General features: G+C 66.8%; 11 protein-coding genes. 7 read left to right on the top strand and 4 right to left on the bottom strand.

Annotated features, from left to right (window positions below; genetic code table 11):
• Positions 1–7: 7 nt before the first annotated feature.
• Positions 8–1,960 carry a threonine--tRNA ligase gene (gene thrS, locus ACUTAG_RS25930; protein WP_006387989.1) on the bottom strand — a complete coding sequence of 651 codons (1,953 nt, stop codon included), beginning with the start codon at positions 1,958–1,960 and terminating at the stop codon, positions 8–10.
• A 342-nt stretch (positions 1,961–2,302) separates the two neighbouring features.
• The gene (gene rfbD / locus ACUTAG_RS25925; protein WP_047993531.1) at positions 2,303–3,217 is read right to left on the bottom strand and encodes a dTDP-4-dehydrorhamnose reductase; all 915 of its coding nucleotides are present in this window, start codon (positions 3,215–3,217) and stop codon (positions 2,303–2,305) included.
• 292 nt (positions 3,218–3,509) lie between these two features.
• Between rfbD and ACUTAG_RS25920 the strand changes: the two genes are divergently transcribed.
• The gene (locus ACUTAG_RS25920) at positions 3,510–4,244 is read left to right on the top strand and encodes a response regulator transcription factor (RefSeq protein WP_054505520.1); all 735 of its coding nucleotides are present in this window, start codon (positions 3,510–3,512) and stop codon (positions 4,242–4,244) included.
• Between the two features lie 54 nt (positions 4,245–4,298).
• Here ACUTAG_RS25920 and hemN read toward each other — a convergent pair whose 3' ends face one another.
• Entirely contained in the window at positions 4,299–5,726 is a 1,428-nt protein-coding gene (hemN, locus tag ACUTAG_RS25915; RefSeq protein WP_187378256.1) for an oxygen-independent coproporphyrinogen III oxidase, read from the bottom strand.
• Between the two features lie 162 nt (positions 5,727–5,888).
• On the opposite strand from hemN, the gene ACUTAG_RS25910 reads away from it, so the two are divergent.
• Positions 5,889–6,152, top strand: coding sequence for a hypothetical protein (locus ACUTAG_RS25910; RefSeq protein WP_049053308.1), 264 nt, complete (start codon positions 5,889–5,891; stop codon positions 6,150–6,152).
• 100 nt (positions 6,153–6,252) lie between these two features.
• On the opposite strand, the gene ACUTAG_RS25905 is transcribed toward ACUTAG_RS25910, so the two are convergent.
• Positions 6,253–7,731 carry a glycosyltransferase family 39 protein gene (locus ACUTAG_RS25905; protein WP_148316615.1) on the bottom strand — a complete coding sequence of 493 codons (1,479 nt, stop codon included), beginning with the start codon at positions 7,729–7,731 and terminating at the stop codon, positions 6,253–6,255.
• A gap of 303 nt (positions 7,732–8,034) precedes the next feature.
• Between ACUTAG_RS25905 and ACUTAG_RS25900 the strand changes: the two genes are divergently transcribed.
• The 5 genes from ACUTAG_RS25900 (at position 8,035) to ACUTAG_RS25880 (ending at position 15,126) form a co-directional block, all read left to right on the top strand.
• Positions 8,035–8,769: a FadR/GntR family transcriptional regulator gene (locus ACUTAG_RS25900; RefSeq protein WP_020927038.1), complete on the top strand. Its 735-nt coding sequence runs from the start codon at positions 8,035–8,037 to the stop codon at positions 8,767–8,769.
• Between the two features lie 96 nt (positions 8,770–8,865).
• On the top strand, positions 8,866–10,581 hold the full coding sequence (locus tag ACUTAG_RS25895; protein ID WP_024068402.1) for a thiamine pyrophosphate-binding protein: 1,716 nt from the start codon (positions 8,866–8,868) through the stop codon (positions 10,579–10,581).
• Positions 10,582–10,599: 18 nt separating this feature from the next.
• Entirely contained in the window at positions 10,600–11,841 is a 1,242-nt protein-coding gene (locus tag ACUTAG_RS25890) for a Zn-dependent hydrolase (RefSeq protein ID WP_148316613.1), read from the top strand.
• A 15-nt stretch (positions 11,842–11,856) separates the two neighbouring features.
• Positions 11,857–13,356: an aldehyde dehydrogenase gene (locus tag ACUTAG_RS25885; protein WP_148316611.1), complete on the top strand. Its 1,500-nt coding sequence runs from the start codon at positions 11,857–11,859 to the stop codon at positions 13,354–13,356.
• 195 nt (positions 13,357–13,551) lie between these two features.
• Positions 13,552–15,126, top strand: coding sequence for an ABC transporter substrate-binding protein (locus ACUTAG_RS25880; protein WP_006387979.1), 1,575 nt, complete (start codon positions 13,552–13,554; stop codon positions 15,124–15,126).
• Positions 15,127–15,187 lie beyond the last annotated feature (61 nt).

The raw sequence follows: 15,187 nt of genomic DNA, 5'->3' as shown, positions 1-15,187 counted from the left end.
AGAAATGTTAAGCAGCGCTGCCATCGGGTTGATTGACGTCGCGGCGGGTGGATACGTCTTCGGACAGGCGGGCGACGAAGTCGTCGAACGCAATGGCGCCGAGGTCCAGACCGCCCAATCCGCGTACGGCGACGGTACCGTTTTGCTTCTCCTTGTCGCCGACGACGAGGATGTACGGCACCTTTTGCAGGCTGTGCTCCCGAATTTTACGAGTGATTTTTTCACCGCGCAAATCGGACTCTACTCTAAAGCCTTGTTTTTTCAGGCTTTGCGTGATTTCAGCCGCATAATCGGCCGAAGGTTCGGAAATGCAGCACACCACGGCCTGCACCGGAGCCAGCCAGGGCGGCATCGCGCCGGCGTGGTTTTCGATCAGCATGCCGATGAAACGCTCGAGCGAACCCAGGATGGCGCGGTGCAGCATCACGGGCGGACGGCGCTGGTCGTTCTGGTCCACGTACTCGGCGCCCAGGCGCACGGGCATGGAGAAGTCGACCTGGATCGTGCCGCACTGCCAGTGGCGGCCGATAGCGTCCTTCAGCGTGTATTCGACCTTGGGGCCGTAGAAGGCGCCCTCTCCCGGAGAGATCTCGAATTCGCAGCCGGTGCGGCGCAGGCTTTCCATCAGGGCCTGTTCGGCCGTGTCCCAGACCTCGTCCGAGCCGATGCGCTTTTCCGGGCGCGTGGCGACCTTGTACAGCACTTCGGTGAAGCCGAAGTCGCGATAGACCTTCTGCAGCAGGGCCGTGAAGTCGGCGCATTCGTCCTGCAACTGTTCTTCGGTACAGAAGATATGGCCGTCGTCCTGCGTGAAGCCGCGCACGCGCATCATGCCGTGCAGCGAGCCGGACGGTTCGTTGCGGTGGCACTGGCCGAATTCGCCGTAGCGCAGCGGCAGCTCGCGGTACGAGTGCAGGCCGGCGTTGAAGATCTGCACGTGCCCCGGGCAGTTCATGGGCTTGAGGCCATAGACGCGGTTCTCGGACTCCGTCGTGAACATGTTTTCACGGTAGTTGTCCCAGTGCCCCGTCTTCTTCCAGAGCGAGATGTCGAGGATCTGCGGCGCCTTCACTTCCTGGTAGCCGTTGTCGCGATAGACGGAGCGCATGTACTGCTCCACCTGCTGCCACAGCGCCCAGCCCTTGGGGTGCCAGAAAATCAGACCAGGCGCTTCGTCCTGGAAGTGGAACAGGTCGAGCTCGCGGCCGATCTTGCGGTGGTCGCGGCGCTCGGCCTCTTCCAGCATGTGCAGGTAGGCTTCCTGTTCTTCCTTGGTGGCCCAGGCCGTGCCGTAGATGCGCTGGAGCATCTCGTTCTTGCTGTCGCCGCGCCAGTAGGCGCCGGCCACCTTCATCAGCTTGAAGACCTTCAGCTTGCCCGTGGACGGCACGTGCGGGCCGCGGCACAGGTCGATGAATTCGCCTTCGCGGTACAGGCTGAGCGGTTCGTTCGACGGGATCGAGGCGATGATCTCGGCCTTGTATTTTTCGCCGATGCCCTTGAAGAACTCGACGGCGTCGTCGCGCGACCAGACTTCACGCGTCACGACTTCGTCTTTCTTGGCCAGCTCGGCCATCTTCTTCTCGATGGCGGCCAGGTCTTCCGGCGTGAACGGGCGCTTGTACGAGAAGTCGTAGTAGAAGCCGTTGTCGATCACGGGGCCGATGGTGACCTGCGCGTCGGGGAACAGCTCCTTGACGGCATAGGCCAGCAGGTGGGCCGTGGAATGGCGGATCATGTCCAGGCCGTCGGCGTCCTTGGCGGTCACGATGGCCAGGCGGGCGTCGCCCTCGATGCGGTAGCTGGTGTCGACCAGCGTGGAGTCGGCGCCGTCAAAGGTCACGCGGCCGCCCAAGGCGGCTTTGGCCAATCCCGCGCCGATCGACTGCGCCACTTCGGCGACCGTGACCGGCCCCGGGTATTGGCGCTGCGAACCATCGGGCAATGTGATCTGTACCATCGGGAGTGCTTCCTGGGGTTCTTGGGAAAAAGAAACGAAATTCAGAAACGACAAACGCGGCTGGTAGCCGCGTTTATCTGGTTGTCTTGCTGAGTCCTACCGCTGACCTGACACGGTGAAACCCGACGCACGAAAAACTAACGCGACATAGGGCGAAAGTTCCGGGTCGTAGTTCGTGCCAGCGGGAAAAACATGGTATTCGGACCTTGCGGGGTAATTTCAGGACAACCTGGCGATGCGCCGCCAGCGAAACTGACGGGCTTTATCGTTGCCGATTGTAGCACCTTTTGCGCCCCCTTTCGTGACATTGGCACGACAGTGCCGGCAAGAAGCGTGTCCGGATCAGGCCAGGTTGCGGCTGTCGGCGATCGCGGCCAGGGCATGGGTCACCCCGTCCTCCCAGTGCGGGGCGCGGATTCCGAAGGTGCGCTCGAGCAGCCGGCTGTCGAGCCGCGAATTCAACGGACGGCGCGCGGTGGTGGGGTATTGATCGGATGGCACTGCGCGGATGTCGGCGGGCGTCAACGTGACCGCCAGGCCGGCGCGCCGGGCCTGCCGGGCAATGAAGCAGGCGTATTCATGCCAACTGGCGTCGCCGGTGGCCGCCAGATGGTACAGGCCGAACGGAAAGGCCCCGTCCGCCGGCCGCGCCAGGTAGCGAGCCAGGACCAGGGCGGTGGCATCGGCGATATAGGCGGCGCCCGTCGGCGCGCCGCGCTGGTCGCTTACCACGCGCAGCGTCTCTGGTTGACGCAAGGCCATGAGCATGGTCTTCAGGAAACTATTGCCGAACACGCCATAGACCCACGAGGTGCGGAACACCAGATGCGCGGGATTCATGGCGCGCACCGCCTGCTCGCCGGCCAGCTTGCTGCGGCCATAGACGTTCAACGGCGCCGGTGTGTCGCGCTCGTCATAGGCCCCAGGCTTGGCGCCATCGAACACGTAGTCGGACGAATAATGGACGATCAGCGCGCCGCGCTCGGCAGCCAGCGCGGACAGCTCGCCCGCGGCCTCGGCGTTGATGCGCATGGCGCGCACCCCATCCTCTTGCGCCCGTTCGACCGCGGTGAAGGCAGCCGCATTGACGATGACGTCGGGCTTTTCACGCCGCACCAGCCGCGCGATCTGCAGCGGATAGGTCAGGTCGCAATCGGCCCGGCCGACCGCCGTCACCACGCCCAGGGGCGCGAGGCTGCGCCGCAACTCGAAGCCGAGTTGGCCGTCCCTGCCTATCACCAGGATCTTCTTGGGCATCTGCCGTCCATCGCCATGCTTGCCTTGCGCCGCGGTCCGGCCACATGCCGGTCCGGAAAACAAGGGAATTCTATTCCCCGCGGGCGGCACCTCGCGAGCGGGCCAGTAACGTCGCGCTACGTTATTACGAATGTAGTTTCGTCTTATTCGCGTTTAGTTTTTGGCCGGAACGAGCCGTAAGACCCTAAGCTTCGCACTCGAATTTCGGACTGGTTACGGCGAGTACGGAGCTGCCGCCCACGGGCGCGCCCTTTTTACCGGACCGTTGCCATTGCCATTCTGTGGAGCCTTGATGAATACTGCCTCAGCGCCGGACGCCGCCTCCTTTTCCGAGCCGCGACCCAACGATGCAGGTGACCGCCCCAATTCTCGCAAGCACCTGCTGCTGTCGCGGCCGCCGCCCGTCATCCGGGTCGCGATCCTGGACGACCATCCGGTCGTCGCGCTGGGCGTCGGCGCCTACCTCGACTCGCGCCCCGGCTTCCGCGTCATCCACCAGGAAACCTCGGCCCGCAGGCTGCTGGAAAAACTCGCGACCTCGCCTTGCGACGTCGCCCTGATCGACTTCTACCTGCCCCAGGAGCCCTGGGACGGCGTCAACTACCTGCGCAGGCTGCGGCGCTATCACCCGACCATGGCGATCATCACGTTCTCGGCCGGCAACCGCCAGGAGACCCAGTATGCGGCGTTCCGCGCCGGCGCCAACGGCTACCTGGCCAAGCAATGGGGCATGATCCTGCTGCCCGAGATGATCCACGGCGTCCTCAGCCGCAAGGACCCGTTCCTGTCCGTGCAGGAAGGCAAGATCCGCCCCCTGTCCCCCAGGCCGCCGCATGCCCTGCTGACCACTTCCGAGGTCGAAGTCCTGCGTCATATCAGCCAGGGGATGTCGGTCACGCAGATCGCCATGCGCCTGAAGCGCAGCAAGAAGACCGTCAGCACCCACAAGCGCCGCGCCATGCGCAAGCTGCAGCTGTCCGACGATTTGGCGCTGGCCCTGTTCCTGCGCGAAAAATTCGCGGAATGACCCCCACCCGGCGGCCGGCCGTCATCGCACGACGCCGACGCCCACTCCGGCGCCTCAAATGATGCGCGAGTAGCTGGCGCCCGTGCTGGCGCTGCGCAGATAGCCGTCGAACGCCATGGCGACCGCCCGGACGAAATACCAGCCCAGGCCGGTCACGCGCAGTTCGCCAGCGCCCAGGTTCACCAATCCCAGTTCGGCCAGGTTGGCCATCTGCGTCAGCTCCGGTCCGAAATACGTGCCGAACCGCAGGCCATGGCGCGCCTCCACGCGCGCGAAATCCACGCGCCCCTGGCACATGATGTCCATGATGACCTCACGGCGGACCAGATCGTCCGCATCGAGCGCCAGTCCCTTTTCGACCGCAAACCGGCCAGATTCGATGGCGGCGTAGTATTCGTCGAGGTCCTTGGCGTTCTGGCTGTAGGTATCGCCGATGCGGCCGATGGCTGATACGCCGAGCGCGACCAGATCACGATCGGGTTGGGTGCTGTAGCCCTGGAAGTTGCGATGCAATTGGCCGCGCTGCTTGGCGATGGCCAGGGCGTCGGTGTTCAAGGCGAAATGGTCCATGCCGATGTAGGCGTAGCCCTGCTTCAGGAACCCTTCGATGGCCGCGCTGAGCAGCCCGACCCGCGTAGCGCGGTCGGGCAGGTCGAGCGGATTGATGCGCCGCTGCGGCTTGAAGCGTTCCGGCAGGTGGGCGTAGGCGTACAGCGCGATGCGGTCGGGCCGCAACGCGCTGACCTGGGCGATGGTGCGCGCGAAGGATTCGGCAGTCTGCAGCGGCAGGCCGTAGATGAGGTCGACGTTGATCGAGGCATAGCCCAGCGCGCGGGCGCTTTGCATCAGGTCGCGCACGTCTTCGAAGGACTGCACGCGATGCACCGCCACTTGCACGCGCGCATCGAAATCCTGCACGCCGAAGCTCAGCCGGTTGAAACCCAGCCGTCGCAATTTCTCCAGCCGCTGCGGGGTGGCCGTGCGGGGATCCACCTCGATGGAGATTTCGGCGTCTGGTTCGAAACGGAATGCGCCGCGCAAGTCCGCCATCAGGCGGTCCAGTTCTTCGTCGGACAGGAAGGTGGGCGTGCCGCCCCCGAAGTGAAGCTGCGAGACCGGCATGCCCGCGCCCAGTTCGGCCACGTGCAACGCGATTTCCCGCGCCAGGGCATCGAGGTAACGCGCGGCGCGATCGTGATGGCGCGTGATGACCTTGTTACAGGCACAGTAGTAACAGACGGAATCACAGAACGGAATGTGTACGTAGAGCGACAGGGGCTCGTTCGTACAGGCCTCGCGCCGTTGCCGCAAGGCCTGGCGGTATTCGGCTTCGGCAAAACCGGGGTGGTAGCGGTCGGCCGTGGGATAGGAGGTGTAGCGAGGGCCGTTCTTGTCCAGCCGGGCCAGCAACTGGGGCGGAAAGAACGGTTCGGCCGCGGTGGCCGGCGGTTCGGCGGAAAGTGGGCGTAGGACGGCTTGCATACCCTTGATTATTCGCCTGAGGCTCCCCCCAGGCCTTGATCTTGCGCAAACGGGCTCGCAGGCAGGCAAAGGGGCGCAACAACCGAAACTGCCGGTCCCGGCGCGTGGCGGCGCCCCGCCCCGTAAAATGCGGGGATTCCCCCCATCACAAGGACCTTCCCCGTGGACACCGAACTCGACGGCCGCCTGCTCGCGCTGCGCCAGGCGCTGGCGATCGCCATCGCCCTTTCCACCCGCGGCAGCCCGCAAGCCACCGATATGGCGCTGGAGCTGCTGGACGACCTGAAGGCCAATCTGGACGACACGCCATCGGACAGCCCTTTCGACAAGCCCGAATGGGCGACTGGCGCGCACGACGAACTGGACGGCATTGCGCGCCTGGTGCGCGCCTTCACGCAGACGCCGGAACCCGATTCCGGAACCTGATTCCCCGTTCAGCGAAGCGGGACGGCCGGCCGGGCCGCGGACATGCGCCGCCGCCCGCCCTTCCCGTCCATCGCCACCGCCCGGACGATCCCTGTCCGCGCTATGGCGCGGCATCGCCGCCGCAATCCGTGGCTGGCCGCCAGACCCGCCAGTACAGCGACGGAAACGCGGGTCCCACCGGCGCGAAGCCATCGGGCCGCGTCCGGCCCTTGCTCAATTCCAGGGCACCACACGCGGCCAGCAGGTCGGCGCCAACCCACGGGCTGAATCGCAGCTGCCCGTGGATCAATACCAACGGTTGCCCGGGCAGCCTCAACGCCAATGCGCCCGACTCCTCCCACGGCCCCGAGATCACGCGCACCGGACCGCCCAGTTCCGCGACGGCGCGCGGATGCAGCGTGTCCGCCAGGGCTTGCGCGTCGAAGTAACGCCAGTCGGAGGCGCGCCGCATCAGGCCGGCGCCATTGGGGCCGGTCAATTCCACCCGCGCCATCAGCAACAGCTGGATGAGCACGAACACCAGGACCGCCCGGCGCGGCCGGAAAGGCGCCTGCCAGGCCGATCGCGTCAGCTCCATCGCCGCCGGCACGACGAACAGCAGGAACGGCGTGCCCCAGTGCAACTGGATATGCGAACCCGAGATCAACGTCATCACGCTGACGAACAGCAGCGGGATCAGGCCGAACGACAGCAACAGCGCGCGCGCCGCGTCGCCGTCCGCGGCCGGCGCCGCCGCGCGCGCGTTGCGATCTCCACGGCCCACTACCCAGAGCGCCGCAAGGAAAACCCAGGCCGGCAGCGCGCGGTTCAGCAATTGGTCGCCCCACCATCTGGCGATCTCGTGCGCGCGCCCGCTCCATGGCAGGCCGGCGGCCAGTGACGACGACATGGCATAGCGCAGCGGCTCGAAATCGTGGTGGATCAACCAGATCAGGTGCGGCGCGAACACGGCCAGCGCGGTCAGGCCCGCGACCTGCAGGCCGAACCGCTGCATGGGGTCGCGCCAGGCTTTGCGGCGGCACCAGAACGCCAGCACCGCCAGTCCCGCGACGGCGGCCTGGTACTTGGCCAGCGCGCCCAACCCAAGACAAAGGCCAAGCACGACCCACCAGCCGATCTTGCGGGTGCTGTAGGCCTGCCAGCACGCCGCCGCGCACCCCGCCACCAATGGAATCAGGACGATCTCGTGGTTGTAGAAGTACAACCGGCCGTTGTAGAACGTGATGCACAGGCCGGCCAACGCGGCCGTCGCGGCATAGGCCTCGCCGCGCATGCCGCGCAGCATGTTCCATAACAGCGCGAACGCCCCCAGCGTGCAGGCCGCGCCCAGGACATAGGTGGCCCAGGCATTCCAGCCCAGCAGGCGCACCACCGGCCACAGCAGCCAGGTCGGCAGCGGCGGATGTTTGTAGTAACCCCATTCCAGGCTGCGCACCCAGATCAATTGCTCGATGTTGTCGGTCGGCGGGACCAGCACGATCCGGTTCGACAACCAGAGCCAGGCCAGGGCGAACACCGCCATGCCGATGCCGGTCTGCCACAGCCCCGGTTTCCACGTCTCTTTGACGCCAGATTGCACGCCACTCTCCCGTTCCTGGCGTACGCGATGCCCCGCCCTGTCGCCCCGTTTCGAGGCGCAGGAATTATCAGATCCGGTCCGGCTCCAACGCCGGGGGATTTGTTCGGCAATTGTTCTGAAACTGTAAAGCCCCCTGCCCGCGGCCTACCCGCACAGGTGCCCCCTAGCTGGCCTGACCACCAGATAGGAAGAGGGAAATCCCTCTGATCGTTTTCCCTCTGTTTGGCGTTTTTTACTTTTATTTCAAGGGGAAGCTACCTATATTGGTGGCCTGACCACCTGACCAAAATTTGCAGTACCGAGATGAACACCTTCCAAGCCGTCGCCGTGACCCGCCTCTATCGCATGATCGCCGACCAGATCGCCGGGCGTATCCGCGCGGGCGATTTCCCGCGCGGCGGCCGGCTGCCGTCGGAACGGGAACTGGCCGAGCAACTGCAGGTGAGCCGGGCCTCGATCCGGGAAGCGCTGATCGCGCTGGAGATCGAAGGCTATGTGGAAGTGCGCGTGGGCACCGGCGTGTTCGTCACCGCCACGCGCGAGGCCGCCCCCGCCCTCACCGCCAGCGCCCAGGCGGCCACCCAGGACGATATCGGTCCCTTCGACCTGCTCGAAGCGCGCATGCTGATCGAACCCGAGTGCGCCGCGCTCGCCGCGCAGCAGGGTTCGCCGGCGCAGATCGCCGCCATCCGCGCGGCCCACGAAGCCATGTCGCTGACCGACGCGCCGGGCTGGCACGACCGCGAATTCCACAGCGCCATCGCCGCCGCCTGCGGCAATGCGGCGCTGGCGGCGGCGGTGGCGCATTTGTGGAGCCTGAGCCTGGCCAGCCCGGTGTTCAGCCGCATGCAGGACTACTTCGTCAACACCAAGGTCTGGGCGGTCGCCCATGCCGAGCACCAGCGCATCCTGACCGCCATCCTGGCGCGCGATCCGATCCGCGCGCGCCATGCCATGCATGCGCACCTGATCGGCATCCTGGCGCGCCTGCGGGAAGACTTCGGCGACGACGACGGGAGCATCCGGCCCGACATCTAGGCTTCGCTCGCCATCCCGCCGGCGCCGCCGCGCCCCTGCCTTGCCATGAAACCAGTCCGCGCCGGACGCGGACAGCACCTCCCCGGGAGTGTTTGCATGACGGTTGTAGCCCCCCTGCCGCGCAATGGCGGCCAGATTTTGATGCAGCAGCTGCGCATCCACGGCACGCGCCGGATCTTCATGATCCCGGGCGAGAGCTACCTGCCCTGCATCGATGCGCTCAATGAACATCGCGGCGCCATCGAACCGGTGGTCTGCCGCCAGGAAAGCGGCGCCGCCTACATGGCCGAGGCGCATGGCAAGCTGACCGGGGAACCGGGCGTCTGCTTCGTCACACGCGGTCCGGGCGCCACCAATGCCAGCATCGGCGTGCATACCGCCTTCCAGGATTCAACGCCGATGATCCTGTTCGTCGGCCAGGTCGGCAACGACTTCTACGAACGCGAGGCCTTCCAGGAGATCGACTACCGCCGCATGTTCGGCCAGATGGCCAAATGGGTGGCGCAGATCGACCGCACCGACCGCATTCCGGAATTCGTGGCGCGCGCCTACGCCACCGCCACCAGCGGCCGCCCTGGCCCGGTGGTGCTGGCGCTGCCGGAAGACACCCTGTGGGGCACCGCGACAGTGGCCGACATGCCGCGCTACCAGCGCGTGGCCGCCAGCCCCGGCCAGTCCGACCTGGAACGCATGCGCCAATTGCTCGACCAGGCCGAACGGCCCGTCATGGTGCTGGGCGGCAGCGGCTGGAATGCCGACGCGATCGGGCAGATCGCCGCCTTCGCCGAACGCTTCGAATTGCCGGTGGCGACCGCATGGCGCCGGCTCGAATGTTTCGACCAGCGCCATCCCAATGCCGCCGGCCAGATGGGCTGGGGCATGACCGAGGCGCTGCGGGCCCGCATCAGGAACGCCGATCTGGTGCTCGCTGTCGGCACGCGGCTGGGCGAGGCCACCACGGAGGGCTACCAGCTGATCGAGAGCCCGCTGCCGCGGCAGGCGCTGATCCATGTCCATCCGGATCCGCAGGAACCGGGCCGCGTCTACGCCCCGACCCAGGCCATCGCGGCCAGCGTGGCCGGGTTCGCACAAGCGGTCGCCTCGCTGCGGCCTGCCCACGCCACGCCCCGCGGCGCGGCGGTGCGCGCGGCCCATGCCGAGTACCTGGATTCGCTCACGCCGCTGCCCTCGCCCGGCCCGCTGGGCCTGGACGCCGTGGCCGCGCTGGTCAACCAGCGGCTGGCGCCGGACGCCTGCATCACGGTGGGCGCGGGCAACTACGCGCTGTATCCGCACCGCTATCGCCAGTTCACCGGTCCGGGCACCAGCCTGGCGCCCACCGTGGGATCGATGGGCTACGGCCTGCCGGCGGCGGTCTCGGCCAAACTCGAATACCCCGGCAAGACCGTGGTCTGCTATGCCGGCGACGGCTGCTTCCAGATGAACCTGCAGGAACTGGGCGTGGCCCAGCAGTACCGGCTGGGCATCGTGGTGCTGGTGTTCAACAACGGCATGTGGGGCACCATCCGCGCGCACCAGGAACGCGAGTTTCCCGGACGCCCGATCGCGCTGGACTTCGAGAACCCCGATTTCACACAGATCGTGCGCGGCTACGGCGGCTATGGCGAAGCCGTCGAGCGCACCGAGGATTTCGCCGCGGCGTTCGACCGCGCGCTGGCCTACGCCGAGCGCGAACGCCGGCCCGCGCTGCTGGAAATCCGCTACGACGCCGACGGCATCGCCCCCGGCCAGACCCTCACCGCCATCCGCGACGCGGCGCTGGCCCGCCAGGCCGCCGCCTCCACCCACTAACACCGAACGAGGATCCCCATGACTTCATCCCTGTCCGTCAACGGCAACCGGCTCTGGCAATCCCTGATGGATCTGGCCGAGATCGGCGCCACGCCCAAGGGCGGCAACTGCCGCCTGGCCCTGACCGCGCTCGACGGCCAGGGCCGCGACCTGGTCACCGGCTGGATGCGCGACGCCGGCCTGACGATCCGCGTGGACCAGGTGGGCAACATCTTTGCCCGCCGCGCCGGCCGCAACGACTCGCTGCCCCCGGTGATGACCGGCAGCCACATCGACACGCAGCCCACCGGCGGCAAGTTCGACGGCTGCTTCGGCGTGCTGGCCGGACTGGAAGTGATGCGCACCCTGAACGATGCCGGCGTGCAGACCGAGGCGCCGCTGGAGCTGGCCATCTGGACCAACGAGGAAGGCTCGCGCTTCGTGCCGGTGATGATGGGCTCGGGCGTGTTCGCCGGCAAGTTCTCGCTGGAGACGGCGTTGAGCGCGCGCGACGCCAAGGGACTGGCGGTGCGCGACGAGCTGCAGGCCATCGGCTACGCCGGCACGGAACCGGTCGGCGGCCGCCCGGTGGATGCCTATTTCGAGGCCCACATCGAGCAGGGTCCGATCCTGGAGCACGAAGAAAAAGTGATCGGCGCGGTGACCGGCTCGCTCGGCCTGCGCTGGTACGACGTCACCGTGACCGGCATGGAGATGCATGCCGGCCCCACGCCCATGGGCATCCGCCGCGACGCGCTGTTCGCCGCCAGCTACCTGGTGCAGGCGGTCATCAACATCGCCAACGCGCACCAGCCGCACGGGCGCGGCACGGTGGGCGAGATCCATGCCCACCCCGGCTCGCGCAACGTGATCCCGGGCCAGGTGCGCTTCACCACCGACCTGCGCCACGAGGACGAGGCCACGCTCACGCGCATGGACCAGCAATGGCGCGAGGCCTGCCGCGAGATCGCCGACAGGCACGGCGTGCAGGTGGAGGTGAAGGACGTGCAGTACTTCCGCCCCACCCCGTTCGATCCCGATCTGGTGGAGAAGGTGCGCCAGGGCGCCGCGCGCCGCGGCCTGCCGGCCATGGACATCGTCACCGGCGCCGGCCACGACGCCGTCTACATGGCAGCCGTGGCGCCCACCGCCATGATCTTCGTGCCGTGCAAGGACGGCATCAGCCACAACGAAATCGAAGACGCGCAGCCCGCGCACCTGGAAGCCGGCTGCAACGTGCTGCTGGACGCCATGATGGCCCGCGCCAACGCCGCGCGCTGAATCGAGGACCTCGTCATGACCCTGCATACCCTCGACTACTGGCAAGCCCGCGCCGCTGCGCTGACGCTGCGCGGCCAGGCCTACATCGACGGCGCCTACGTCGACGCCGCGGACGGCGCCACCTTCGTGGCCACCAGCCCGATCGACGGCCGCAAGCTGGCCGACGTGGCAGCCTGCGGCGCGGCCGACGTCGACCGCGCCGTGGCGGCCGCCCGCCGCGCCTTCGAAGCCGGCGTCTGGTCCCAACTGGCGCCGCGCGAACGCAAGGCGCGCCTGACGCGGCTGGCGCAGCTCATCACCGAACACAGCGAGGAACTGGCGCTGATCGAAACCCTGGACATGGGCAAGCCGATCCGCGACGCGCTGGCCTTCGACCTGCCCGAAACCGCGCATTGCTACGCCTGGTATGGCGAGGCCATCGACAAGCGCTACGACGAGATCGCACCGACGGGCGGCAATGCCCTGGCCACGGTCACGCGCGAACCGCTCGGCGTGGTGGCCGCCGTGGTTCCCTGGAACTATCCGCTGCTGATGGCGGCCTGGAAGGTCGCGCCGGCGCTGGCCGCCGGCAACAGCGTGATCCTCAAGCCGGCCGAGCAGTCGTCGTTGAGCGCGCTGCGGCTGGCGGCGCTGGCCGAGCAGGCCGGCATCCCCGCGGGCGTGTTCAACGTGGTGCCCGGCACGGGCCCGGTCGCGGGCAGCGCGCTGGGCCTGCATCCGGACGTGGACTGCGTGGCGTTCACCGGCTCCACCGCCACCGGCAAGCGCTTCATGCGCTATTCGGGCGAATCGAACCTGAAGCGCGTATGGCTGGAATGCGGCGGCAAGTCGCCGCACATCGTCTTCGAGGACTGCCCCGACCTGGACCGCGCCGCGCTGATCGCCGCGCTGGCGATCTTCTCGAACCAGGGCGAAGTGTGCATCGCCGGCTCGCGCCTGTACGTGCACGACGCCATCTACGACGCCTTCATGGAAAAAGTGGCGCACCACGCCGCCGAGATGCGGCCGGGCAACCCGCTGGATCCGGCCACGGCGCTGGGCGCCATGGTCGACGAGCGCCAGACGCGCTCGGTCATGGCGCGCATCGCGGCCGGCCAGGCCGAGGGCGCGACACTGCGCATCGGCGGGCGCCAGTTGCACGCTGAGAGCGGCGGCTTCTACATCGAGCCCACCATCTTCGATTGCGCCGACGCCTCCAGCACGCTGATCCGCGAGGAGATCTTCGGCCCGGTGCTGGCGGCGCAGCGCTTCCATACGGAAGACGAAGCCATCGCATTGGCCAACGATTCCTCGTACGGCCTGGGCGCCGGCCTGTGGACCGCCAACCTGGGCCGCGCGCACCGCCTGTCGCGCCGCCTGCGCGCCGGCCTGGTGTGGGTCAATTGCTACGCCGATGGCGACATCACGGTCCCGTTCGGCGGCGTCAAGCAGTCGGGCTTCGGCCGCGACAAATCGCTGCACGCGCTGGACAAGTACAGCGACCTCAAAACCACCTGGATCGACATCACCCAATAGCGCACCCACCGTGCACCTCGTCTGTCGCCGCATTGGTGCGCGGCGCCGTCTCTGCACCCATACGTAGCATTGTTGTAGCAGCTCCACCCCGCAGTTCCCCGAGAAACAGGTGGCACGAGGTTTGCTTGTCATAGCCGGCACACGCCGCGTGACGCGCGGCCACCTGACAACCCTCTTCCAGCCCGGAGGCTCGCAGTGAAATCGAAGACTTGGTTCTCCCTCAGCATCGGCGCCCTGGTCCTGGCGGCCGCCTTGCCCGCCACGCAGGCGCTGGCCCAGACCAAGGGCGGCACGCTCAACATGATCGTCCAGCCCGAGCCGCCCGTGATCGTCACGGCCATCAACCAGCAGGGTCCCACCCAGTTCGTCGCCGGCAAGATCTACGAAAGCCTGTTGACGTACAGCACCGACCTCAAGCCCCAGCCCGGCCTGGCCAAGTCGTGGGAAGCCTCGAGCGACGGCCTGACCTACACCTTCCACCTGCAGGACAACGTCAAGTGGCACGACGGCAAGCCGTTCACCGCCGACGACGTGGTCTTCACGCTGTCGGACATGCTGCCCAAGACCCATGCGCGAGCTCGCGTGATTCTGAACAAGTTCGTCGATTCGGTGCAGGCCAGCGACCCGAAGACGGTGGTCATCAAGCTGAAATCGCCATTCCCGGCCTTCATGCTGATGTTCGAACCCGGCTTCGCGCCGATGATGCCCAAGCACATCTACGCCGGCACCGACTACATGACCAACCCGGCCAACCAGAAACCGATCGGCACCGGCCCGTTCGTGTTCAAGGAATGGAAACGTGGCGAATACATCAAGCTGGCGCGCAACCCCGACTACTGGAAGCCCGGCAAACCCTACCTGGATGAGCTGGTGTTCAACGTGATCCCGGACGCGGCCTCGCGCGCGGTGGCGTTCGAGCGCGGCAGCGTCGACGTATTGCGTGGCGGCGACGTCGACAACGTCGACATCAAGCGCCTGCGCGCCCTGCCCAAGGTGGAATACACCACTGCCGGCTGGGAGATGTTCTCGCCCCAGGCCTACCTGATCTTCAACATGCGCAAGCCGCCCTTCGACAACCTGAAGGTGCGCCAGGCGGTGATGGCCGCGATCAACCGCAACATGGTGGTCAACAACATCTTCTTCGGCCTGGGCAAGGTCTCGACCAGCCCGTTCGTCACCACCGAGATGTTCTACGACAAGAACATGCCGCCGATGCCCTTCGACATGAAGAAGGCGCGCGCGCTGATCAAGGAATCGGGCATCAAGCCTGGCGACTACACCATCCGCCAGTTGAGCTTCCCGTACGGCTCGACCTGGGACCGTCTGGGCGAATACACCAAGCAGGCGCTGGAACAACTGGGCTTCAAGGTCAACCTGGAATCGACCGACGCCGGCGGCTGGGCCAGCCGCACCGGCAACTGGGACTTCGACCTGACCACCAACTTCACCTACCAGTACGGCGATCCGGCGCTGGGCGTGCAGCGCCTGTACATCTCGTCCAACATCGTCAAGGGATCGCCGTTCGCCAACGTGCAGGGCTACAGCAACCCCGAGACCGACAAGCAGTGGGAAGCCGCCGCGTCCGAAGTCGATCCGGCCAAGCGCCAGGCGCTCTACACGCAGCTGCAGACCACGCTGGTCAATGAAGTCGCCAATGGCTTCCTGGTGGACATGGAGTTCCCCACGTTGTATCGCGCCAACGTCAAGAACCTGGTCAAGACCGCCATCGGCCTGAACGAGTCGTTCGACGACGTCTACATCGAGAAGTAAGCGCCGCAAGCCGCAAGCGCAGCCAACCCCGGCTCGCTTGCGGCGCCCGGCCGCGCGACGG

This window comes from Achromobacter sp. CSND-B12, from assembly GCF_052906545.1.
Note: the sequence above shows the minus strand (reverse complement) of the source record. Positions and strands in the feature narration are given on the sequence as shown.

Coding starts and splice junctions, on each gene's coding strand:
- thrS (WP_006387989.1), bottom strand. CDS start 1,960: ATGGTACAGATCACATTGCCCGATGGTTCGCAGCGCCAATACCCGGGG.
- rfbD (WP_047993531.1), bottom strand. CDS start 3,217: ATGCCCAAGAAGATCCTGGTGATAGGCAGGGACGGCCAACTCGGCTTC.
- ACUTAG_RS25920 (WP_054505520.1), top strand. CDS start 3,510: ATGAATACTGCCTCAGCGCCGGACGCCGCCTCCTTTTCCGAGCCGCGA.
- hemN (WP_187378256.1), bottom strand. CDS start 5,726: ATGCAAGCCGTCCTACGCCCACTTTCCGCCGAACCGCCGGCCACCGCG.
- ACUTAG_RS25900 (WP_020927038.1), top strand. CDS start 8,035: ATGAACACCTTCCAAGCCGTCGCCGTGACCCGCCTCTATCGCATGATC.
- ACUTAG_RS25895 (WP_024068402.1), top strand. CDS start 8,866: ATGACGGTTGTAGCCCCCCTGCCGCGCAATGGCGGCCAGATTTTGATG.
- ACUTAG_RS25890 (WP_148316613.1), top strand. CDS start 10,600: ATGACTTCATCCCTGTCCGTCAACGGCAACCGGCTCTGGCAATCCCTG.
- ACUTAG_RS25885 (WP_148316611.1), top strand. CDS start 11,857: ATGACCCTGCATACCCTCGACTACTGGCAAGCCCGCGCCGCTGCGCTG.